The 21,690-nt window shown below is 70.7% G+C and carries 17 protein-coding genes; 9 read left to right on the top strand and 8 right to left on the bottom strand.

Annotation, left to right across the window (positions count from 1 at the left end):
• Nucleotides 1-73: 73 nt before the first annotated feature.
• A complete protein-coding gene (locus ACH01S_RS14375) occupies nt 74-2,017 on the bottom strand; it encodes an acetyl/propionyl/methylcrotonyl-CoA carboxylase subunit alpha (RefSeq protein ID WP_067890911.1) in 1,944 nt (647 codons plus the stop codon).
• An 8-nt stretch (nt 2,018-2,025) separates the two neighbouring features.
• Complete coding sequence (locus ACH01S_RS14370) at nt 2,026-3,639, bottom strand: carboxyl transferase domain-containing protein (RefSeq protein ID WP_067890766.1); 1,614 nt, start codon at nt 3,637-3,639, stop codon at nt 2,026-2,028.
• A gap of 79 nt (nt 3,640-3,718) precedes the next feature.
• Between ACH01S_RS14370 and ACH01S_RS14365 the strand changes: the two genes are divergently transcribed.
• The 3 genes from ACH01S_RS14365 to ACH01S_RS14355 all read left to right on the top strand — a co-directional run bounded on the left by ACH01S_RS14365 (nt 3,719) and on the right by ACH01S_RS14355 (nt 7,496).
• Nucleotides 3,719-4,369 (top strand): SACE_7040 family transcriptional regulator, encoded by a 651-nt coding sequence (locus ACH01S_RS14365; protein WP_083980679.1) that lies wholly within the window; start codon nt 3,719-3,721, stop codon nt 4,367-4,369.
• Between the two features lie 164 nt (nt 4,370-4,533).
• The gene (locus ACH01S_RS14360) at nt 4,534-6,084 is read left to right on the top strand and encodes an AMP-binding protein (protein WP_067890763.1); all 1,551 of its coding nucleotides are present in this window, start codon (nt 4,534-4,536) and stop codon (nt 6,082-6,084) included.
• 101 nt (nt 6,085-6,185) lie between these two features.
• Nucleotides 6,186-7,496, top strand: coding sequence for a coiled-coil domain-containing protein (locus ACH01S_RS14355; RefSeq protein WP_067890759.1), 1,311 nt, complete (start codon nt 6,186-6,188; stop codon nt 7,494-7,496).
• 132 nt (nt 7,497-7,628) lie between these two features.
• Here the strand turns inward: ACH01S_RS14355 and ACH01S_RS14350 are convergent, their stop codons facing one another.
• The 4 genes from ACH01S_RS14350 to ACH01S_RS14335 form a co-directional block, all read right to left on the bottom strand.
• The gene (locus ACH01S_RS14350; protein ID WP_246236809.1) at nt 7,629-8,309 is read right to left on the bottom strand and encodes an adenosylcobinamide amidohydrolase; all 681 of its coding nucleotides are present in this window, start codon (nt 8,307-8,309) and stop codon (nt 7,629-7,631) included.
• Between the two features lie 2 nt (nt 8,310-8,311).
• Complete coding sequence (locus ACH01S_RS14345) at nt 8,312-9,082, bottom strand: ABC transporter ATP-binding protein (RefSeq protein ID WP_067890753.1); 771 nt, start codon at nt 9,080-9,082, stop codon at nt 8,312-8,314.
• Nucleotides 9,083-9,125: 43 nt separating this feature from the next.
• Nucleotides 9,126-10,124 (bottom strand): FecCD family ABC transporter permease, encoded by a 999-nt coding sequence (locus ACH01S_RS14340; protein ID WP_306303244.1) that lies wholly within the window; start codon nt 10,122-10,124, stop codon nt 9,126-9,128.
• A 480-nt stretch (nt 10,125-10,604) separates the two neighbouring features.
• A complete protein-coding gene (locus tag ACH01S_RS14335; RefSeq protein ID WP_067890750.1) occupies nt 10,605-11,534 on the bottom strand; it encodes an ABC transporter substrate-binding protein in 930 nt (309 codons plus the stop codon).
• Between the two features lie 296 nt (nt 11,535-11,830).
• On the opposite strand from ACH01S_RS14335, the gene ACH01S_RS14330 reads away from it, so the two are divergent.
• Together ACH01S_RS14330 and ACH01S_RS14325 are read left to right on the top strand one after the other, a co-directional pair.
• Nucleotides 11,831-12,469, top strand: a complete 639-nt coding sequence (locus tag ACH01S_RS14330) for a TetR/AcrR family transcriptional regulator (protein WP_246236779.1) — start codon at nt 11,831-11,833, stop codon at nt 12,467-12,469.
• Nucleotides 12,466-12,843, top strand: a complete 378-nt coding sequence (locus ACH01S_RS14325) for a VOC family protein (RefSeq protein ID WP_067890744.1) — start codon at nt 12,466-12,468, stop codon at nt 12,841-12,843. Before ACH01S_RS14330 ends, ACH01S_RS14325 begins: the two co-directional genes overlap by 4 nt.
• 714 nt (nt 12,844-13,557) lie before the next feature.
• On the opposite strand, the gene ACH01S_RS14320 is transcribed toward ACH01S_RS14325, so the two are convergent.
• The gene (locus ACH01S_RS14320) at nt 13,558-13,956 is read right to left on the bottom strand and encodes a hypothetical protein (protein WP_148344452.1); all 399 of its coding nucleotides are present in this window, start codon (nt 13,954-13,956) and stop codon (nt 13,558-13,560) included.
• Between the two features lie 198 nt (nt 13,957-14,154).
• Between ACH01S_RS14320 and ACH01S_RS42220 the strand changes: the two genes are divergently transcribed.
• The 4 genes from ACH01S_RS42220 (at nt 14,155) to ACH01S_RS14310 (ending at nt 20,188) form a co-directional block, all read left to right on the top strand.
• Nucleotides 14,155-14,688 carry an RBBP9/YdeN family alpha/beta hydrolase gene (locus ACH01S_RS42220; protein WP_083980678.1) on the top strand — a complete coding sequence of 178 codons (534 nt, stop codon included), beginning with the start codon at nt 14,155-14,157 and terminating at the stop codon, nt 14,686-14,688.
• 199 nt (nt 14,689-14,887) lie between these two features.
• Nucleotides 14,888-15,592 (top strand): HAD domain-containing protein, encoded by a 705-nt coding sequence (locus ACH01S_RS42215; RefSeq protein ID WP_169809263.1) that lies wholly within the window; start codon nt 14,888-14,890, stop codon nt 15,590-15,592.
• A gap of 665 nt (nt 15,593-16,257) precedes the next feature.
• Entirely contained in the window at nt 16,258-18,897 is a 2,640-nt protein-coding gene (locus ACH01S_RS14315) for a M14 family zinc carboxypeptidase (protein WP_067890738.1), read from the top strand.
• A gap of 382 nt (nt 18,898-19,279) precedes the next feature.
• Entirely contained in the window at nt 19,280-20,188 is a 909-nt protein-coding gene (locus ACH01S_RS14310; protein WP_067890734.1) for a type IV toxin-antitoxin system AbiEi family antitoxin, read from the top strand.
• 205 nt (nt 20,189-20,393) lie between these two features.
• Here the strand turns inward: ACH01S_RS14310 and ACH01S_RS14305 are convergent, their stop codons facing one another.
• Nucleotides 20,394-20,741 carry an MmcQ/YjbR family DNA-binding protein gene (locus tag ACH01S_RS14305; RefSeq protein ID WP_067890731.1) on the bottom strand — a complete coding sequence of 116 codons (348 nt, stop codon included), beginning with the start codon at nt 20,739-20,741 and terminating at the stop codon, nt 20,394-20,396.
• Nucleotides 20,742-21,690: the final 949 nt, after the last annotated feature.

The following is a 21,690-nucleotide window of genomic DNA, read 5'->3' as shown; positions in this document are numbered from 1 at the left end:
CACGCCCTGCCTCTCTGGGGAACGATCCCCACACCCCCGGGGCGGAGCCCCGAGGATCCTCGCTTCGCTCCGGTCATCGGGTCTCCTCGATCACGGCCAGGACCGCGTCGAGGGCGACCTGCGTCCCCGCGCGGACCGGCAGTTTCGCCACGACGCCCGCGAGCGGCGCGGTCACGGTGTGCTCCATCTTCATCGCCTCGACGACCACCAGCGGCTGGCCCTCGGCGACCAGGTCGCCCTCCGCCGCCTTCACGGCGAGGACGGTGCCCGGCATCGGGCTGCGGAGCACGCCGTCTCCGGCGGCCTCCGCCGCCCCGCCCGCCTCGGCGCGGACGTGCTCGCCCAGCGCCCACACGCGCCCGCCGCGGCCGAGCCACAGCGTGTGGCCGTCCCGGACGGCCTCGAACGAGGTCGTCCTTCCAGCGTAGGTGAGCGTGCACGGCCTGGTCAGCGACGCGGCGACCGGCTCGCCCGCGCCGATCGCGACCTCGGCGGACGCGGCGCGCCCGCGCACGCGGACCTCGACCGGGTCGCCGCCGGACGGGGTGATGATCCACGGCGTCCAGGCGTGCGCGCCGGGACGCCAGCCGTCCGGGATCTCCCACGGGTCGGAGCCCTCGGCCTCCAAGGCCAGCATGCGTTCCAGCGCGGCGGCGGCGAGCACCTCGTCCGGGACGGCCGGGCCCGAGGTCAGCTCGTCGAGCGACCGCTCGACCAGGCCCGTGTCGAGGTCGCCGGACACGACGTCCGGGTGCCGCAGCAGGGCGCGCAGGAACGCGACGTTCGTCGGGACGCCCAGCAGCGTGTACCCGGCGAGCGCGCGGTCGAGCCGGTGCAGCGCCTCCGCCCGGTCCGCCCCGTGGACGATCACCTTGGCGAGCATCGGGTCGTACGCGCCGCCGACCTCCGTCCCGGTGTCGAGGCCGGAGTCGACGCGGGCGTCCTCCGGCTCGGTCAGGGCGAGGACGCGCCCGCCGGTCGGCAGGAAGCCGCGCTCCGGGTCCTCGGCGTAGACGCGGGCCTCGACGGCGTGGCCGTCCAGGACGACGTCGGCCTGGGCGAACGGCAGCGGCTCGCCGGACGCCACGCGGAGCTGGAGTTCCACCAGGTCGAGGCCGGTCACCAGCTCGGTGACGGGGTGCTCGACCTGAAGCCGGGTGTTCATCTCCATGAAGAAGAACTCGTCCGGACGGTCGGCGGAGACGATGTACTCGACCGTCCCCGCGCCGACGTAGCCGACGGCCCGCGCGGCGGCGACGGCGGCGGCGCCCATCCGCTCGCGGGCCGCGCCGTCCAGCAGCGGCGACGGCGCCTCCTCGACGATCTTCTGGTGCCTGCGCTGCAGGCTGCACTCGCGTTCGCCCAGGTGGACGGCGTTCCCGTGGGCGTCGGCGAACACCTGGATCTCGATGTGCCGCGGGTTCTCCACGAACCGCTCGGCGAGCAGCGTGTCGTCGCCGAAGGAGCCGCGCGCCTCGCGGCGGGCGGACGCGATCGCGTCCGGCAGGTCGGCCGCGTCGCGGACGAGCCGCATGCCCTTCCCGCCGCCGCCCGCCGACGGCTTCAGCAGCACCGGGAAGCCGATCTCGCGGGCCGCCTCCGCCAGCTCGTCGTCGGTGAGGCCGGGCTCGTCGCGTCCGGGGACGACGGGGACGCCCGCCGCCGCGACCGTCCGCTTCGCGCGGATCTTGTCGCCCATCGCGTCGATCGCCTCCGCCGGAGGCCCGACGAACACGAGGCCCGCCTCCGCGCACGCCCGCGCGAACGCGGTGTTCTCGGCGAGGAACCCGTACCCCGGGTGGACGGCCCGCGCCCCGGCGGCCAGCGCCGCCGCGATCACGGCGTCGATGTCGAGGTAGGACGGGACGCGGTGCGCCTCGTCCGCCTCCCGCACGTGCCGCGCGCCCGCGTCGGCGTCGGTGTGCACGGCCACCGCGCGGATCCCGAGCCGCCGCAGCGTGCGGAACACGCGGACGGCGATCTCCCCCCGGTTCGCGACCAGGACGCTGTCGAACATCAACACCCTCACATCCGGAAGACGCCGTAGCCGACCGGCTCCAGCGGTGCGTTCGCCGCGACCGACAGCCCGAGCCCGAGCACCCGCCGGGTGTCGCGCGGGTCGATCACGCCGTCGTCCCAGAGCCGCGCCGTCGAGTAGTACGGATTGCCCTGCGCCTCGTACTGGTCCCGGATCGGCGCCTTGAACTCCTCTTCGGCGGCCGCGGGCCATTCCTCGCCGCGCGCCTCCACCTGGTCGCGCCGGACGGTCGCGAGGACGCTCGCCGCCTGCTCGCCGCCCATCACCGAGATCCGCGCGTTCGGCCACATCCACAGGAAGCGCGGCGAATACGCCCGCCCGCACATCGCGTAGTTGCCCGCGCCGAACGAGCCGCCGATCACGACCGTGAACTTCGGGACGCGGGCGCACGCGACGGCCGTGACCATCTTCGCGCCGTGCTTGGCGATCCCGCCCGCCTCGTATTCGCGTCCGACCATGAAGCCGGTGATGTTCTGCAGGAAGACGAGCGGGACGCTGCGCCGGTCGCACAGCTCGATGAAATGCGCGCCCTTCTGCGCCGACTCGCTGAACAGGATCCCGTTGTTCGCGATGATCCCGACCGGATGGCCGTGAATGCGCGCGAAACCGGTGACGAGCGTCGCCCCGTATTCCCGCTTGAATTCCTGGAAGCGGCTGCCGTCGACGATCCGGGCGATGACCTCGCGGACGTCGTAGGGGGTGCGCGGGTCGGGCGGGACGACCCCGTACAGCTCCGCCGGGTCGGCGGCGGGCTCCTCGGGCGCGGCGACGTCCCACGGCCGCGGCTCGCGCGGCCCGAGCGTGCCGACGATGTCGCGGACGATCGCCAGCGCGTGCGCGTCGTCCTCGGCGAGGTGGTCGGTCACCCCCGACGTGCGGGAGTGCAGCTCGCCGCCGCCGAGCTCCTCCGCCGTCACGACCTCGCCGGTGGCGGCCTTCACCAGCGGCGGGCCGCCGAGGAAGATCGTCCCCTGGCCGCGCACGATCACGGCCTCGTCGCTCATCGCCGGGACGTACGCGCCGCCCGCCGTGCACGACCCGAGCACCGCCGCGATCTGCGGAATGCCCTGCCCGGACATCGTGGCCTGGTTGTAGAAGATGCGGCCGAAGTGCTCGCGGTCGGGGAAGACCTCGTCCTGGCGGGGGAGGAACGCGCCGCCGGAGTCGACCAGGTAGACGCAGGGGAGGCGGTTGTGCAGCGCCACCTCCTGCGCCCGCAGGTGCTTCTTCACCGTGACCGGGTAGTAGGTGCCGCCCTTGACGGTGGCGTCGTTGGCGACGACGACGCACTCGCGTCCGGAGATCCGGCCGACGCCGGTGATGATCCCGGCGCCGGGGGCCTCGCCGTCGTACATGCCGTCCGCCGCCAGCGGGGACAGTTCGAGGAACGGCGAGCCGGGGTCGAGGAGCGTGTCGACGCGGTCGCGGGGGAGCAGTTTCCCGCGCGCGACGTGCCGCTCGCGGGCCCGTTCGGGACCGCCCTGCCCGGCCCTGTCGATCCGCTCGCGCAGTTCGGCGGCGAGGGCCTCGTTGTGCGCCGCGTTGGTCTTGTACGCTTCCGCCCCGACGTCGGCGCGGGAGCCGATCCGCGGTCCGCCCATGGCCCCTCCCTTCCCGGTTAACGGTCGTTAACAACGCCGATGTTAATGGCCGTTAACAACTCTAGTCTAGACTGGGCCCATGACGTCCAGACCCGGCGCCCCGGCCACCGCCCCGCAACCCCCGGACGGTCCGCCGGACGGGCCCCCGGACGGGCCGCCCGCGCAGGACGGCCCGCCGAACCCGCGCCGGGCCGAGATCCTCGGCGCGGCGGCGGAGCTGTTCGCGCTGCGCGGCTACCACGGGGCGTCGATCGGGGAGCTGGGCCGGGCCGTCGGGCTCACCGGGCCCGCCGTCTACCGGCACTTCAGCGGCAAGGAGGCCGTCCTCGCCGAGATGCTGCTCGACATCAGCGAGCGCCTCCTCGCCGAGGGCGCGCGCCGCGCCGCCGCCCCCGACCCGGGACGCGCCCTCGACGCCCTCCTGCGCTGGCACATCGCGTTCGCGCTCGACAACCCGGCGCTGATCACCGTCCACGAGCGGGAACTCGACAACGTGCCCGAGCCGCAGCGCCACCGGGTCCGCCGGTTGCAGCGCGCCTACGTCGAGGAATGGGTCGGGGTGCTGCGGCGGCTGCGGCCCGGCGTGCCCGCCGACCGGCTGCGCGCCGCCGTCCACGCCTGCTTCGGCCTCCTCAACTCCACCCCGCGCAGCGCCCCCGGGCAGGACCCCGCCGCGATGGGCGATCTTCTGCACGCCATGGCCCGCTCGGCCCTCGAAAGCGTCCGCTGATCGGACGAGCCGCCGACGTGCGGTCAGGAAACCCGGTCGAACCGTAGTGGACACCCTGTCCAGCCAGGGCTTGTGGAACGTCCACGACCTTGACTTACCCTCCGTGACGCGGGTCAGATGGACGGTGGATCACCCGCCATCCGAATCCGACGGAGGTGTGCCGCATGGGCGTCGAGGGTGTCGGCTTCTACGAGATCGCACGGAACTACCCCGACCGGCCCGCCGTGCTCGCCCCCGGCGTGCCGGTGTCCTACGGCGAGCTGCACGCCGAGGTGAACCGGCTGTCGAACGCGCTGGACGATCTCGGGCTGCGGCCTGGCGACACCCTCGCGACCGTCCTCGGCAACCGGGCCGAGTTCCTCACCGTCCTGCTGGCGGCGATGCAGTCGGGGCTCTACCTCGTCCCGGTGAGCCGTCATCTGACCGGCCCGGAGATCGGCTACATCCTGCGCGACTGCGGCGCCAAGGTCGTCGTGACCGAGAGCGCGTTCGCCGAGGCCGTCGCGAGCGCGGCGGACGACGCGGGCGTCCCCGAGGCCGGACGGGTCAGCGTCGATCCCGTGCGGGGCTACCGGCTGATGGCCGGGCTCTGCGCGTCCGGCAGCGCCCACCCGCCCGCCAAGCGGCAGATGGGCTCGATCATGCTCTACACGTCCGGGACGACCGGACGGCCGAAGGGCGTCCGGCGGCCGCTGCTCGACATCACGCCGGAGATCCTCGCCGACGTCATGCGGCAGACGCTGATGCGCCACCTCGGGCTCGCCCCCGGCGACGACGTGCACCTCGCGATCGGACCGCTCTACCACTCCGCGCCCTGCGTCCACGCGATGATGGCGCTGTACCTCGGGCACGCCGTCGTGGTCGCGTCGCGGTTCCGTCCCGAGCACACCCTCGCGCTGATCCAGCGGCACCGCGTCACCAACACGTTCATGGTGCCGACGATGTTCCACCGCATGCTCGCCCTTCCCGACGAGGTCCGGGAACGGTACGACGTGTCGTCCCTGCGCCAGGTGTTCCACAGCGCCGCGCCCGTCCCGGTGGAGACCAAGCGGCGGATGATGGACTGGTGGGGGCCCGTCCTCTACGAGTACTACGGCTCCACCGAGAGCGGGCCCGTCACCATCGCCTCGCCGGAGGAGTGGCTCGCCCACCCGGGGACGGTCGGCAGCCCGGTCGAGGGCGTCCAGATCAAGATCCTCGATCCGGAGGGCGCGGAGCTGCCCGCGGGCGAGACCGGCCTGATCTACGCGAGCGGGCACCCCGGGTTCGAGTACCACGGCGACCCGGCCAAGACCGCGTCCGCGATGCGCGGCGACTTCTACACGGCGGGCGACCTCGGCCGCGTCGACGCTGACGGCCGCCTCTACATGAGCGACCGCCGCACCGACCTGATCATCTCCGGCGGGGTGAACATCTACCCGGCGGAGGTCGAGAACGTCCTGCTGCAGCATCCGGCGGTGGGGGACGCGGCGGTCATCGGCGTCCCGGACGACGAATGGGGGCAGTCCGTCGTCGCGCTCGTCGAACCCGCCGAGGACGACCGTCCGGGCGGCCTCGACGAGCGGGCGCTGGAGGCCGAGCTTCTCGCGTTCTGCGCGCCGCGGCTCGCGCGGATGAAGCATCCGCGGCGGGTCGAGTTCCGCGCCGCGCTGCCGCGCACGCCGTCCGGCAAGCTCAGCCGGGGGCGGCTCCGGGAGGACTACCTGCGCGGCTGATCACGCGCCGTTCAGCATGCGCCGGCGGCCTGCGCCGCGACTTCCCGAAGACTTTGCCATGAGCGTCGAACGCCGCCGCGCGCGGCTGCGTACAACGGCACATGAAGGACCAGAAGGTCGCCCCGCTCGACGACGCCCCGACCCCCGCCGCCGCCCCGACGAAGACCGACCTTCCCGTCATCACCGACCCCGCCGCCTTCACTCCGCCGTCCGCGACCCCGTCCCCGGATGGTGACGGCACGCCCGAAGACGACCGCGCCGGGATCGCGCGCCTCGGTGATCCGGTGGCGGTCTGGCCGTGCGCCGGCTGCGGACGGCCCGTGCCGCAGCCGGTGCGCGGCGCCCGCACCGTCCGCTACTGCCAGGACGGCGACGGAGAATGCGAGAGGTCCGCGCGGGAGAGCCGCGAGCGCGGCCTCACGGCCCCGGGCCTGACCGGTCAGGTCGCCTGGACGTGGGAGATGGTCGAACGCCTGGAGGGCGCCGCCGACCGGCTCGCGGGCTCGCTGGCGTCCGAGCTGAGCGTCGCGGGCGTGGAGCGGCGGGTCGCCGACGCCCGCGCCGAGGCCGCCGGGCACGTCGCGGTCGCGCAGCGGGAGCGGGACGCGTCCGAGCGGCGCGCCGAGGCCGCCGTGCGGGAGACGGCCACCGCCCGCGCGCGGGCCGAGGCCGCCGAGCAGGAGGCGGCGTCCGCCCGCGCCGAGGCGGCCCGGCTCGCCGCCGAACTGGACGCCGCCCGCCGCGAGCAGCGGGAGACGCGGGACCGGGCCGACGCCGCGATCGCCGCCCGGCTCGCCGCCGAACGTGAACGGGACCGGATCGCGTCCCGCGAAGGCGAGCTGCTCGCCTCGCTGGAGAGCGCCCGCGCCGAGCTGGTCTCGCTGCACGGCCGCCTCTCGGAGGCGGACACCCTGACCGAGGGGCAGCGCGTCGAGCTGGACGCGGCCGAGCGCACCGCCGACGACCTGCGCGCCGCCGTCCGCGACGCCGAGGCCAAGCGGGGGCAGGCCGTCGCCGACCGCGACCAGATCCAGGCGCGGGCGCGGGAGTTCGAGCAGCACAACTGGCGGCTCTCCCGCACGGTCGACGAACTGCGCGCCGCGGTGCGGGCGCTCACCGCGGAACGCGACGCGGCCCGCGCCGAGGCCGACCGCGCCCGCCGCCGGGTCGACGCGCTCACCGCCCCGGTGGACGGACGCCGTCCGGACGCGCCGCGTCCGCCCGCCGACCGGGAGCCGCCGACCGGGCTGCACGCACTGCCCCCGCTGAACGGCGCGCCACTGAACGGCGCGCCACTGAACGGCGCGCCGCCGAACGGCTCGTCGCTCGGCGGCGGCGACCCGTTCGCGACCGATCCGTACGGCGCCGCGCCGCCGACGCGCAACGGGCATCACCTCCCGCACGCGGGGTGACGCGTTCACACGCTTTCACCGTCACACCGGAGACGACCCCACAGGTAGGAGGTGAGGCCCCTTTCCCCACTGCACTGGCCCTGAGACCGGCCGCCGTACCGCACCGGGGTGGTACGGCGGCCGGTGCCCGTGTCAGCGTCCGTCCAGGACGGCCGTGTAGTCGAGCGCGCCCGCGTGGACGGCGGCGTGCACCGCCCGCGCGATCCGCGCCCCCCATTCGGAACGGGGCCCGGCGAACGGCTCCGCCGCCCCGCCGGTCGCGGTCGCGGCGACGCAGACGGCGTCCGACGCGGTGCCGGTGCAGGGGTAGCCCGCTTCGAGCAGCGCCTGCGTCTTCGCCTCCGTGACGGTGATCACGGCGTTCACCAGCGCCGCGTCGCTCAGCGGGACGGGCACCGCGACGACGATGTTGACCGTGCCGGGCGTCCGGGGCCGCGCCTCGTCCAACCCGATCGGCGCCAGCTCCGGATCGGCGGCCCCCTCGGGCGCGGCGGCCCAGGTCGGGACGCGGAGCCCCACCGTCGCCGACACCCGGACCCCGCCGTCGTCGCGCCGCACGGTCCGCGACACCGACGCGGCCGTCAGCATCCCGACGCCCGGCCCGTCCAGGCCGTACGCGGCGGCGAGCTCGGTCAGGTGGACGTCCGGGTCCATGCGCGAGTAGACCCCGGCGACCTGCGCGTTCAGCACCCAGCGGGCCGGGCCGATGCCGCCGCCGAGCAGCGCGGACGAGATCATCCGGTGCCCGTCCCCGGCGCGCCACACGGTCGCGGCGAGCCGCGTCCCGTCCTCCTCGCGCCACACCGTCTCCAGGTTCACGGGCGCTCCAGCGACAGGATCGGCCGCCCGGCCGGGCCGGGGACGACGTACACGCGCGCGTCGAAGTGCTCCTCGATCGCCTCGCGCGTGAGGACCTCCTCCGGCGAGCCCGCCGCCGCCACCTCCCCGGACGACAGGAGGACGAGGTCGTCGGCGTACTGCCCGGCCAGCGTCAGGTCGTGGATGGTGGTCACGACGGTCAGCCCGTCGGAGAGGCGGAGCTGGTCGACCAGCTCCATGACCTGCTGCTGGTGGCCGATGTCGAGCGCGGTCGTCGGCTCGTCCAGCAGGAGGACGCGGGTCTGCTGCGCCAGCGCCCGCGCGAGGACCGCGCGCTGCCGCTCCCCGCCCGACAGGTGCTCCAGCGGACGGGACGCGAACCGCGTCAGGTCCAGCCGGTCGAGGACCTCGGCGGTGATGGCCCGGTCGCGCGCGCTCTCGCGGCCGAGGTGCGGGATGTAGGGGGAGCGGCCGAGGAGGGTGTAGTCGAAGACCGTCATCCCCGCCGGGACGCTCGGGCTCTGCGGCGCGTAGGCGATCAGCCGGGCGCGCTGCCTCGGCTTGAGCCCCGCCAGCCCGGACCCCGCCACCGTGATCTCGCCGTGGGACGGGACCAGGCCGAGCACGGCGCGCAGCAGGGTCGACTTGCCCGCCCCGTTCGGTCCGATGATCGCCGTCCACGACCCGGCCGGGACGGTCAGCGAGACGCCCTTCAGCACCGGCCGTCCGCCGAGCGCGACGTCCAGCCCGTTCACCTCGACCGTCACCGCTCCTCCACCCGGCCCGCCGGGCGGCGGGCGCCGCCCGACCTCATGCGTCCACGCGCCTGCGGACCGCGCGCAGCACGATCACGAAGAACGGCCCGCCGACGAACGCCGTGACGACGCCGAGCGGCAGCTCGCCCGGCTTGATCACGGTCCGCGCAACGAGGTCGGCCACCTCCAGGAACGCGGCCCCGCCGAGCAGCGACAGCGGCAGGACGATCCGGTACGACCCGCCCGCCAGCCGCCGCACGACGTGCGGCACGACGATCCCCACGAACCCGATGAGCCCGCTGATCGCGACCGCGCACGCCGTCGCCAGCGACGCCGCGACGAGCACCGTCAGCCGCACCCGCGCCGCCGACAGGCCGAGGGACGCCGCCTCCTCGTCGCCGACGCTCAGCACGTCCAGCAGGCGGCCGTGCGCCAGCAGGACGACCGTCGAGACCAGCGCGTACGGGGCGACGAGCGCGAGCTGGTGCCAGTCCGCCGACCCGACCCCGCCGAGGATCCACGTGAAGATCCGCTGCAGCTCCTCCGCCTTGAGCTGCTGGACGAACGTCTGCACCGCCGCCAGGAACGACGACACCGCGACCCCGGCGAGGACCAGGGTCGCCGTGCCGTCGCCGCCGCGTCCGGCCGTGTTGCCCAGCGCGTACGCGAGGGCGACCCCGCAGATCGCGCCGACGAACGCGGCGAGCGGCACCCCGTAGCCCGGGTCGCCCGGCACGAGGACGATGACCAGCGTCGCGCCGACGCCCGCCCCGGCCGCCGCGCCGAGCAGGTACGGGTCGGCGAGCGGATTGCGGAACACGCCCTGGTAGCCCGCGCCCGCGAGGGCGAGCATCCCGCCCACCAGCGCCGCCATCAGCGCGCGCGGCACCCTCAGCTCGAACAGCACGTTCTCGTCGATCACGCCGAGCCCCGAGTCGACGTGCACGAACGGGATCCGGTCGGCCAGCGCCTTGAGCACCCCGCCCACCGGCAGCCCCGCCGACCCGACCAGCACTCCGGCCAGCAGGGTGGCGGCGAAGAGCACCGTCGCCACGACGAGCGCGAGCGGCCGCAGCCTGGCCTGCCCGTCGAGGCCCGGCCTCGGGCGGCCGAACGGCCGCCGCCCCCATCGCCGCGCCGCCGCCTCTGGACCGTTCCGCGCCGAACGGACGTCCTGGGCCGAACGGACGTCTTGGGTCGAACGGACGTCTTGGGTCGAACGGACGTCTTGGGTCGAACGGACGTCTTGGGTCGAACGGACGTCTTGGGTCGAACGGACGTCCTGTGTCGGACGGGTGTCTTGGGCCGGACGGGTGTCTTGGGCCGGGCTGGCGTCTTGGGCCGGGCCGGTGTCGGGGGCCGAATGTGCGTCGGGGGCGGGACGGGCGTCGGCTGTCGGACGGGCGTCCGGGACCGAACGGGTGTCCGGGGACGTCTCCGAGGCCGGACGGCCGGTCGGGACGTCCTCCGGCCGCCGGTCCCGGGTGCTCACGGCCGCACGTCCGTCGGGGGCAGGGGAGTGGTCACCGGAGGATCACTGGACCCGCTGGACGGCGTCGCCGATGGCCTTGACGAACTCGGGCAGGCGCGGGCCCCAGCGGGAGGCGATGTCGTCGTCCAGCTCGACCACGCCCTTGTTCTTGACGGCGTCCAGCACCGACCAGCCGGGACGCTTGGCGAGCACGGCGCCGTTCTGCCCGCAGCACTTGGTGTCGGCGAGGAAGATCAGGTCCGGGTCCTCCTTGAGGACGTACTCGCGCGAGAGGTGCGGGTAGCCGCCGCTCGCCTTGTCCGCCTTGTCGGCGATGTTGCGGAGGCCGAACATCCCGTACACCTGCCCGACGAACGTGCTGGACGTGACCGAATGCAGCTGGTTGTCGAGCTCGTGGTAGTAGGTGAGCCCCTTCGCCTTGGACGACGCCGCGACGGTCTGCTCGATGGTCGCGCGCATCCCGGTCACGACCTTCGCCGCCTCGGCGGTGTGGCCGGTCGCCTGCCCGAGGTCGGTGATCTCGTCGTAGACCTCGTCCAGCTTGGACGCCGCCGGTTCGAACAGCACCGGGACCTTCACCTTCTCCAGCGCCTTGACGATGCCGTTCAGATCGTCCGACACGACGACGAGGTCGGGCTTGTAAGCGATGACCGCCTCGGCGTTGGGCTTGAACCCGGACAGCTTGGTGCGCGGCGCTTCCGGCGGATAATTTGAGTAGTCGTCGGCGGCCACCACCTGCTTGCCCGCGCCGATCGCGAAGAGCGTCTCGGTGTGCGTGGGGGACAGCGACACGATGCGCTTCGGGTTGGCCGGGACCTTCACCGCGCCGTTCGCGGCCTGGACGGTGACGGTCTTCCCGCCGTCACCGCCGGTTGCGCCCTTGCCGGAACCGCCGTCGTCGCCGCCACACGCACCGGCGGCCAAGACGGCGCCGATCGCCATCACCGCGACGAGGGAACGCACGGGTCTCACAGGAGCCTCCTGGCTGCAGGGAAGCCGCGCCCGCTCATGACGGATCGCCCTTCCACGAGGTCGAGAATCGTCGGCGCGCGGGAGGCGACCTGGCTCGGCCCGTCCGAGAGGCGTCTCGGGGCAGGGCATCACAGTTGCGGGACAGCGCCGGGATCACACCGGACTTCGCTCCGGACGCGCAGCACCGTAACGGTATCAGCCGCCGAATCCGGATCTTTCACCCGAGCCTTCCGGGGCGGAGTGAGTACTCACTTCATTCTTGACGGAGTGAGTACTCACTCCGTAGCCTGGCGGGCATGGAGGCGAAGAGCCGTCGGCGCGCTCCCGGGATGACCCCCGAGCAGCGCCGCGAAATGATCGTCCGCACCGCGTTGCCGCTGGTCGCCGAGCACGGCACGGCGGTCACCACCGGCCAGATCGCCCGCGCCGCCGGAATCGGGGAGGCGACGATCTTCCGCGTGTTCGCCGACAAGGACGAACTCCTGGACGCCTGCATCGCCGCGGCGGTGCGCACGGACCACGTCCTGGCCGAACTCGCGTCGATCCCCCTGGACCAGCCGCTCGCCGCCCGCCTCGTCGAGGCGGGCGCCGCCATCGAGGCGTACCTCACCCGCATGGGCATGGTGATCGGCGCCCTCCACGCGACGGGCCGCCGCAGCCGCCCTCCCGTGTCCGGCAGTGGCGAGCACGCTCAGCGCTGGCAGAGCCGCGAAACCGCCATGAACCGGACCCGTGACGCCCTCGCCGAACTCTTCGAACCCGAACGCGACCGTCTGCGCCTGCCCGCCGACCAGATGGCCTCGCTGTTCATGGGCCTCGCGTTCAGCCGGGCCCGTCCCCCCGCCGGACCGGACGCACCGAACCCGTCCATGGAGGACTACGTGGACGTCTTCCTGAACGGCGCCCTTAAAGACGAAGAAGGAGCCAGCAAGTGACGATCACCCTCAACCACACCATCGTCACCGCCGCCGACAACGACGAGGCCGCCCGGTTCTTCGCCTCGGTGATGGGCCTGAAATACACGGGCCCGCATCCGCACGCCCGCCATTTCGTGCCGATCCAGGTGAGCGACTCCCTTACCTTGGACTTCCTGACCGTCGCCCACCCGCAGGGCCACCACCTGGCCTTCGACGTGGACACCGACACCTTCGACTCCGTGGTCGAACGCCTGGACGCCCGCGAAATCCCCTACGGCGACGAACCCGCCCACGCCGACAACGGCCGCATAGACACCGCCCACCCACTCGGCGGCCGCGGCCTCTATTTCTCCGACTCCAGCGGCAACCTGTACGAACTGATCTCCCCCTGACCCGGCCCCACACACCCCACCGAACGTCACCCAGCCCAACGGCACCAGGGCACGCCCTTCAACCAGATCACCCCCGTTCACCGCTCCACAGCCCGACATGCACGAATCAGGCACCTAAATTCACCGGACGCCAGCCACCCATCGCCACTCCCCGCGAACTACCAGGCACGCCCCAGGCACCAATATTCAGCGACGCGGCCCACCGATCGGCGTTCCCTACGGACCACCAGACACGGCCCGGCACCGATTACCAGTGGAGCGGGTCGCCGATCGGTGTCTCCTGTGGGCTAGGAGGCAGGGCTCGGGCACCGATTTCAGCGAGCTGGCTCGCCGATCGGCGTTTTCTGTGGGCTGGGAGGCGCGGCTCGGGCACCGATTTCCAGCGACGTGACTCGCCGATCGGTGCTTTCTGCGGCTTGGGGCACGGCTCGTGTGCCGATTTCCACCGGGCGCGGGTCATCGATCGGTGTTCCCGCAGGCTGGGGGCACGGTTGGAGCACTGACTTCCAGCAACGCGGGTCGCCGATCGGTGTTTCCGGCGGGCTGGGAGGCACGGCTCGGGCACCGATATCCACCGGGCGCGGGTCGCCGATCGGGGTCTTCTGCGGGCTGGAGGCAAGGCTCGGGCACCGATATCCATCGGCGCGGGTCACCTATCGACGTTCCTTAGGGCTGGCAAGCACGGCTATGGCGCCCATATTCACCGGACGCCGCTCACCCATCGGCATTCTCAGTCGACGTTTCCGCCCTTTTCTCGTCGGGTCTCGTCTGGCGGGCACCTTTGTCGCGCCCGTCCTGATCCTCCCCATCGGGCGCATACTGCTGCGCCAGCCTCCGGTCGTTCTCGGCCCACCTGCGGTGCCGTGCCGCGGACAGCAGATGCAGCTCCGCCTCTTCGGGATGGGCGGACGCCATGTCCTCCAACAGTCTCGCCGCCCTGTCATGCGCCAGCGCCGACGAAACCATCGCCTGCCGCGCGTACACCCCCGACTCAAGCCCATTCTCGGCGGATGTCTCGTCACCCGCAGGACCATCGGGCGATCGTGCCCCACGGACCTCGGCCGTCCGGCCCGCGTCCGCTTTCACCCGTATCGCACGGTCTTCGCTGTCCATTCCGACCAACCCGACGTCCGAGCCCGTCGATCACCCAGCCCTCCAGCCACATGTACCTACCTACCCAGCCTCACTTCGTTCAGCACACCGGACCGCCTCCCATGCCTCTCGGGTGCTCGCAACCGCGACTCGCGGGAAGCACCCGAGAACATGCGCAGCCGCGCGCGCCGGGCGTGCGGCGTCACGCACACTGGAGCCATGACGATCTTGTTCGTGGACGGCTGGCTGGGCCCGGACCCCGGCGACTGGCAGGAACTGTGGACGCGGAAACTCCCCGGATCGCGCAGGGTGGAACAAGACGACTGGCAACTACCTGAACGAAACAAGTGGGTCGCGCGACTCGACGAGGCGATCACCGCCTGCGCGGAACCCCCTGTGCTCATAGCGCACAGCCTCGGCTGCCCAACCGTGGCCCACTGGGTAGCGCACAATCCTCACCCGACAGTCCGCGCCGCCCTAATGGTCACCCCGGCGGACGTGGAACGGAACGTCACCCCCGAGATCACAGGTTTCGCCCCCATCCCTCAAATCCCCTTCCCATTCCCCACAGTCGTTGCGGCTAGCCGGAACGACCATTGGATGACACCAGACCGCGCCGCAGCCTTCGCTGAATCCTGGGACGCGCACCTAGTCGACGCGGGCGAAGTCGGCCACCTGACCGTCACCGAAGGCTACGGCCCATGGCCCGAAGGCGAACAACTCTTGACCGACCTCCTAAACACCGCCCGATAACCTCAACGCTGCGCCCCTCAACCGCCGACCCGACGAAAAGCCACCCCAACGACGCAGACATCGTGCATGACGAAGCCGGTCCGATCACGCAGCCGCAGCGCCCCGCCAACGCCCTAAAGCGAGCCGAACTGCTGTCATACCGACGCCAGCAGTCGGACGACCAACCCCAAGTCGCAGCCTCCATCGATACTGTGGGACCGTGACCGGAACCAAGCAGCGGCACCGTCCGCTGCTCTTCCTAGACGTCGACGGCCCCCTCATACCCTTCGGAGCCACGCCCGAGGAGTATCCGACTTACCAGGCGGTCTCCTCGCCCCACCTCGAAGAGAATCCGCTTATATCCCGGATCAATCCCGCGCACGGAAAACGGCTGCTGGACCTCGATTGCGAATTGGTCTGGGCCACCAGTTGGATGGACGAGGCGAACGAGTGCATCGCGCCGTGCCTCGGACTCCCTCAACTGCCGATAGTGACCTGGCCGGACACGCCCGCGATCGAAGAGCAGGACGCACGCAACGGTCTGCACTGGAAGACCCGCACCCTCGTCGCCTGGGCAGCAGGACGTCCCTTCGCCTGGCTCGATGACGAGATCACCGACAACGACCGCACCTGGGTGTCCGCACACCATCCCGGTCAAGCCCTCCTACATCGGGTCAACCCAAAGCGCGGCATCACCCCTGCCGACTACCAAGCCCTCACAGAATGGCTACAAGAGATAGCCACCGCCGCTTCGGACGTGACTGAGCAGTACTCGCAGAGCGGACCAGCCTCCGATAGACGATCCACCAGGCCACACTCCGCTCCCCGCGAAGTCAGACTCGGACACCTGCGACAGCCCTACGCCCTCTTACCCTGGCTGCGCCACGGCCGAAGTCATGGGCCAGGAATGCCATACAGCCGGTAGATAGAGGACGGGTCCACAACCGGTGACCGTGAGCTCCCCGACATCGAGCAAGCAGCGGCCCCACACGCCACGGAGACCACGACCGGGCCGCCAAGACAGCCATCTCGTAAGTGGCGGAGAAAGCCATGCCGTCACACCTGGTCGGACGCCGCGGTTGTTGGGCCGCGCCCGCCGCCACCGCTGTGTCCCAACGGGGCCGAGCGCCTAGAGGGCGGCGCGAGCTAACGAGTCTGGGCCGCCTTGAAGACGGCCGTGGCTCGGCCGGGGCGACTTCCTTTGGACGGGGGCCGCGTGACCCAAACCGTTGAGCTGCCCCTAGAGGCTGGCGCGAGTTGACGAGTCCGGCCGCTCCCGGAGGGCGGTGTGCTCTTACGGGTCCGGCCTCTCCCAGAGGGCGGCCTGATCCTACGGGTCCGGCCGCTCTTGGAGGGCGGCGTGACCTTACGAGTCCGGCCTCTCCCAGAGGGCGGCGTGACCTTACGGGTCCGGCCACTCCCAGAGAACGGCCTGATCTTACGGGTCCGGCTCGGTTTGGAGGGGGCGGTGCGGGCCGTAACGGGTGCGGCACGAGACGATCAAGACATTGACTGATCGACAAAGCCGATTAACCCTTGGCACAACTGACCGGTCAGTGTCCCCTCCCCCCACTCTCATCAGGAGACCGGATGCTGTCGCGGGTGATGTCCCGCGCGGTGGCCGCCCTGGTCGTCCTCGTCGTGCTCGTCGGTGTGCCCTTGCACACCGACGCGTTCGGCGCGGGCTCCTCGGCGAGACGCAACGCGCAGGCCAAGAACATTCCAGCGCCCCAGAGCTACTTCGGCTTCGCCATGGGCACGACCGGCAGACTCGCCGGATTCGACAAGATAAAGCAGTACTTCCGCCTGATCGCCGACCGCTCGGACCGGGTGACCTACCAGGTCGCCGACAAGACCACGATGGGCAACGACTACCCGGTCCTGTTCGTGAGTTCGCCGCGAAACCTGCGCAACCTCGGGCAGATCGTCCGGGACAACCAGCGACTCGCCGACCCGCGCGGAATCTCCGAGCAGGAGGCCCGCAGGCTGTCGCAGCGGAGCAAGCCGGTCTATCTGATGGAGGGCACCCTGCACTCCACCGAAGTCGGCAACACGCAGGCGCTGGTGGACATCGTGCACCGTTTCGCCACCGAGGACTCCGACTACACCAAGACCGTGCTGGACAACGCGGTCCTGATGATCATCCCGTCCGGCAACCCCGATGGCCAGCACCTCGTGGTCGATCACTTCAACAAGACCGCGGGCACCGCCTATGGCCGGGTGTATCCGGACCTCTACCACCGGTACATCGGGCACGACGACAACCGCGACTGGTTCATGTTCACCCAGCGGGAGACTCGTACGCGGGTCAGGCTGGAGCAGACGTACCGCCCCGTCGTCGGGCACTACATGCACCAGGCCGGAACCGGCGGGCCACGACTCTGGACGGCCCCGTACGACGAGCCGCTCGGCAGCGGGGTCGACCCGATCACCATCCAGTCCGCCACCTCGCAGGGCCAGCAGGCCGCGCGGGCGCTGACAGCCGAGGGCAAGAAGGGGGTCGGCACCGACGACGCGTACGGCATCTTCTGGAACGCCGACGTCATGGGCTTCTCCACATTCCTCGGCACGTCGCTGTTCCTCACCGAGATCGCCGGAGCCAAGGATCTCGCCTACCCGTTCACCTCGTCCGACGGCAAACCCCTCGGCCCGCAGAACCGGACCATGAGGATGCTCCAGCCGTACGACAAGAACACCTGGACGCTGGAGCAGATCGTCGCGTACGCCGAGACCGCCGCCTACGCGGGGATCGAGAACGTCGCGAAGAATCCCGAGTCCTGGCTGTTCAACAACCTGTACCAGACGGCGCGCAACGCGGTCGCGCTGCCGGACGTCGAGCCGGGGACGCCGAACGCGTACGTGATCCCGGCCGGCCAGCGCGACCCGTTCGCCGTCCTGGAGATGATGCGGATCTTCGAGTTCGGACGGGTCGAGATCGACCAGGCCACCGCGCCGTTCAGCGCGGCCGGCAAGACCTATCCGGCCGGATCGTACGTGCTCCGCACCCGGCAGCCGCTCGGCCGCTGGATCGACCAACTGCTTAAGATCGACAAGTACCCGGAGCAGGCGGCGCGCAAGTGCGGCCAATGCCCGCTGATCATGCCGTACAGCGAGACCACCGACAATCTCGGCCTGCTGCTCGGCGTCGACGTCGACCCGGTCAAGGACGCGTTCAACGCGCCCTTGCAGCGAGTCCGACGGGTCCTGCCGCAGCCGGTGTGGATGCCGGCGACGCCACGCGGCGCGTATCTGGTCGCACCGGAGTCGTACGGCGTGGCCCATGTCCTTTCCCGCCTCCAGAAGGCCAAGGTGCCGACGTTCCGGTCCGCCGAGGAGTTCAAGGCGGGCGGACGGTCGTTCGCACCGGGCACGGTCGTGGTTCCGCCGACGGCGGCGGCCCGCCAGGTGCTGCAAGGCGTGTCCGCCGAAACCGGCCTTCCGGTGTACGGGACGGACCAACTCCCCAAGGTGGACGGCTTCACGCTGAAGCCCGGCACCAGGGTCGGGCTGATCCGTGGCGCGAACAACATGCCCGGCGGCTGGATGATGTGGATGTTCGACCAGTACGGCATCGACTACAAGGTCGTCTCCGCCGACGACTACGGCGACCTCGCCGGGAAGTACGACACGATCGTGCTCGCGGACGGGGTCTCCAAGAACACCATCGTCAAGGGTCTCGACCCTGAGAAGAACCCGCCGGAGTTCGCGTGGGCGCGCGGCGTTGGCGAGGAAGGCTGGGCGAAACTGGCGGACTACGTCTCCGGTGGCGGCAACCTCGTCGCGATCGGCGGTGCGTCGGAGACGGCGCGGCAGCTCCTGAAACTGCCGGTGGAGAACGCGACACCGTCCGATCCGGCGAAGCTCAGCGCGCCGGGCGCGTTGCTGCGTGCCTCGTACGACCCGAAGGTCCCGGCGGCCTGGGGCATGCCGGAGTCGGGCGCGGTCTGGTTCAACCAGGACGCGGCGTACAAGGTCACGGGCGACGCTCAGGTGGCCTCGCGGTATCCCGGTGACGGCGACCTGCTGGCCAGCGGGTACGCACACGGAACGGCGGCCCTGAACGGCCTCGCCAACGTGGTGACGTTCGAGGTCGGCAAGGGGCACGCCACGATCGCGGGCAGCGAGATCACCTTCCGGAGCTGGCCCCGTCAGACCTGGCCCATCGTCATCAACTCGATCTATCAGGGCCCATCGAAGCCGACCCGACCCGGCACGGACGAAAGGAACTGACCCATCGATCGCGGCCGGCGGGGCACACCGGCCCGTCGGCCGCGATCGCCCATTCCTTCTGTGACCACGTTCAGACCACACGTCGGCGTGCATTGCGATGCCATCGCCACCCTTGACTGTCACTTGCACCATGCCCCCCGTTTGTGACTTTTCTCGGCTTGGCCCCGCTGGCCGGATGTTGATCGGCAACGTCCGGCGGCGTCTAATCTCAGGGCCGTTACGGCGTCGGCCACGTCCCGAGGAAATCACGTCGTGGTCGATCTCCAGCCACAAGCGAGATCATCTCGACTGGTCGCGGTTCGCTGACCTGCGTTGATTCGGAGTTATCCACATTTCCCCGCGGTCTTCCGCGGCGGAGGTCGGGGCGAGCATCATCGATCTCATGAACGGAATCAGCCTCACCTGGAGGCGAGCGGCCCCCGGTTCGATCATTCCTGTGGGGGACGGTGTCTATTTCGTCCCGGTCAAAGGAGCGTCGCTGGCCGCGCGAGCCGCAGCACTCAGCAGCCTGTTGCCCGACCAGGTCGTCGTAGGCCGACGCACCGCCGCCTGGATCTGGGGCCTTGACGTTTTACCGCCGGGAGCGAAAGAGGCCGATTGGGACGTCGAGCTCATAACGCCTAGCACGTCTGGAGATCCGCCGTCACAGATTACCGCCGACAAGCTCCAGCTACCCGACGAGCATGTCGAGGAGGAGTCCGGCGTGCGCCTCACGTCCATGACCCGAACGGCTTTGGACTGCGCTCGTTGGCTTCCTCGTTACGAAGCGGTCGCCGCCCTAGACCAGTTCCTTAGGCGAGACGTAGAGACCGACGAACTGATGGCAATGGCCCGAACGCTACCGGGATATCGGGATAACAAGAGGCTGCGGCAGGTCATCCGTCTCAGCGATCGCGGGGCGGCATCCCCTGGCGAGAGTTGGATGCGCGTCGCCGTCGCGGGCTCCGGATTCCCGCGTCCCCGCACTCAGGTGCCGGTCAGGAGCTCCGATGGCCGGTGTGCATACGTCGACCTCGGGTATCCGGAGTTCCGCGTCGGACTTGAATACGACGGCGAACGCCATCACACCGGCGCCAGGGCCCGGGCGCATGACACGCGGCGACGAGCCTGGCTGGCCAGGGAGATGGGATGGGAAATCATCCCCGTCACCAAGGACTTCCGCTACAAGCCCGTCCCTTACCTGGAGGCCCTACTGACCACACTGCAGCAGCGGGGCTGGAAGCCCACCGACGCGACAATGAACCGTATTTCCGCCAGATTAGCCGCCCTGAATCGCCGACACTGGAGGTAAGCGCAAGGGGAAAGTCAGTCAGGATTCCAGTGAGCATGACGCTGCCACCCGGCTGTCCTGACGCTGATCGAAGTTATCGATGGTTGACCAATGGTTGACGCGACTCATCATGGCGTATGAGGTTGTACGCCCTGCATGGTTGAGTTGCATTGTGGCGAGCATGCGCCAAAGTAGGGAGATTGGGCTGGGTGGGAGCATTGTGCAATTACTCGCGATCAAGGAGGTTCGTCAACCGTTTTGGTGCAATGAGTCGGTAGCTCTCCTCGATGAGCTCGGCTATTTCGTCCCAGTCTTGCTCCACGTCGAGGCGCGCGCCTACCCATCCCTTGCTGCCGACGTACTTCGGGACGAAGAAGCGCTCAGGACTTTCCGCTACGAGGGCCTCTTGTGCGCCTGGACTAGCTTTGAATGTCATGTAGAGGCCATCCTCGCTGGTCATCACGAACAACTTGTCCCGGACACGGAAAGAAGGTGCGGTGTGCCCGCCGAACGGTTTCTCGACCACCTCTGGCAGCGCTAGGCAAGCTTCTCGTACTCGGGCTATCGCGTCCATTTGTCTTCCCAAAACATGAGTAGGTGTGTTCTGAAGGAGGGGTCAATGTGTAGTTGATCGTGCCCTCGCTTCGCAGGCGACGACGATCCAGGTCGTCATGCTGGCGAGCACCATACTCTGCTGCAACTCGCCGATCCGCGCGGTGGAGGCAACCCTTCCTGGCCGAGCATGTCACGGCGACGCGAGGCTCTCGGCTGAGGGCGCCAACAACATGGCCTGCCTCGTCAGGCCTGTCCTTGCCCAGCACGGCGCTTGCCGTTCGGCCCCTCGATGGGCAGACATCGGTGGTGGGGCTACGTGCCGGCCATCGCAGACGCTGGCGGCGGCCAAGGTGGCGCGTACTGATGTCCTCCGTTGTCTGCTGAAGGTGGGGAACGGGAGAGTCAGCCAGTGCGGAGGGCTGAGGCGGCGATGATCAGATGCCGGTGATCAAACATGGGGTGACCAAGCGGGCGGTGACCAGGCACAGATGGTTAGGCGTAGGTGCCCTAGGGCGTAGCGAGACTTGGGGATCAGGTGAGGGGCCTCAGACGTGAGGTGACCTGGGCGGGGTGAGACTTGGGCGATCTGGCGATCTGGCGATCTGGCGATCTGGCGGTCTGGCGGTCTGGCGGTCTGGCGATCGGGGGATCGGGGGATCGGGGGATCGGGGGATCGGGGGATCGGGCGACGGGCCATCGGGTGTGGGGCCAGGGGTCTAGGGCGACCTGGAGCGGGTCGAATTTTGGTGCGATCGGGTGTGGTGCGACCGGGTGTGGTGCGACCGGGTGTGGTGCGATCTGTTGTGGTGCGATCGGGCGTGGGGTGATCTGGAGCCTGGGCGGCCCGGGGCGTGGGGTGGCTTGGAAGGGGGCGATGCGTGGGGCGATTGCGGGTGGGGGGTGGGAGGGGCGATGCGTAGGGCGATGACGGGAGTGGGGTGGTCAGGGGCGGAGCGAGATTTGGGGGC

The organism is Actinomadura chibensis NBRC 106107, from assembly GCF_001552135.1.
Taxonomy (GTDB): Bacteria; Actinomycetota; Actinomycetes; order Streptosporangiales; family Streptosporangiaceae; genus Spirillospora; species Spirillospora chibensis.
The sequence above is the reverse complement of the archived record's forward strand: the minus strand, read 5'-3'. Positions and strand labels throughout refer to the sequence as shown.

Excerpts from the sequence above, each read along its gene's own strand:
- ACH01S_RS14375 (WP_067890911.1), bottom strand. The coding sequence starts at position 2,017 with ATGTTCGACAGCGTCCTGGTCGCGAACCGGGGGGAGATCGCCGTCCGC.
- ACH01S_RS14370 (WP_067890766.1), bottom strand. The coding sequence starts at position 3,639 with ATGGGCGGACCGCGGATCGGCTCCCGCGCCGACGTCGGGGCGGAAGCG.
- ACH01S_RS14365 (WP_083980679.1), top strand. The coding sequence starts at position 3,719 with ATGACGTCCAGACCCGGCGCCCCGGCCACCGCCCCGCAACCCCCGGAC.
- ACH01S_RS14360 (WP_067890763.1), top strand. The coding sequence starts at position 4,534 with ATGGGCGTCGAGGGTGTCGGCTTCTACGAGATCGCACGGAACTACCCC.
- ACH01S_RS14355 (WP_067890759.1), top strand. The coding sequence starts at position 6,186 with ATGAAGGACCAGAAGGTCGCCCCGCTCGACGACGCCCCGACCCCCGCC.
- ACH01S_RS14330 (WP_246236779.1), top strand. The coding sequence starts at position 11,831 with ATGGAGGCGAAGAGCCGTCGGCGCGCTCCCGGGATGACCCCCGAGCAG.
- ACH01S_RS14320 (WP_148344452.1), bottom strand. The coding sequence starts at position 13,956 with ATGGACAGCGAAGACCGTGCGATACGGGTGAAAGCGGACGCGGGCCGG.
- ACH01S_RS42220 (WP_083980678.1), top strand. The coding sequence starts at position 14,155 with ATGACGATCTTGTTCGTGGACGGCTGGCTGGGCCCGGACCCCGGCGAC.
- ACH01S_RS14315 (WP_067890738.1), top strand. The coding sequence starts at position 16,258 with ATGCTGTCGCGGGTGATGTCCCGCGCGGTGGCCGCCCTGGTCGTCCTC.
- ACH01S_RS14310 (WP_067890734.1), top strand. The coding sequence starts at position 19,280 with ATGAACGGAATCAGCCTCACCTGGAGGCGAGCGGCCCCCGGTTCGATC.
- ACH01S_RS14305 (WP_067890731.1), bottom strand. The coding sequence starts at position 20,741 with ATGGACGCGATAGCCCGAGTACGAGAAGCTTGCCTAGCGCTGCCAGAG.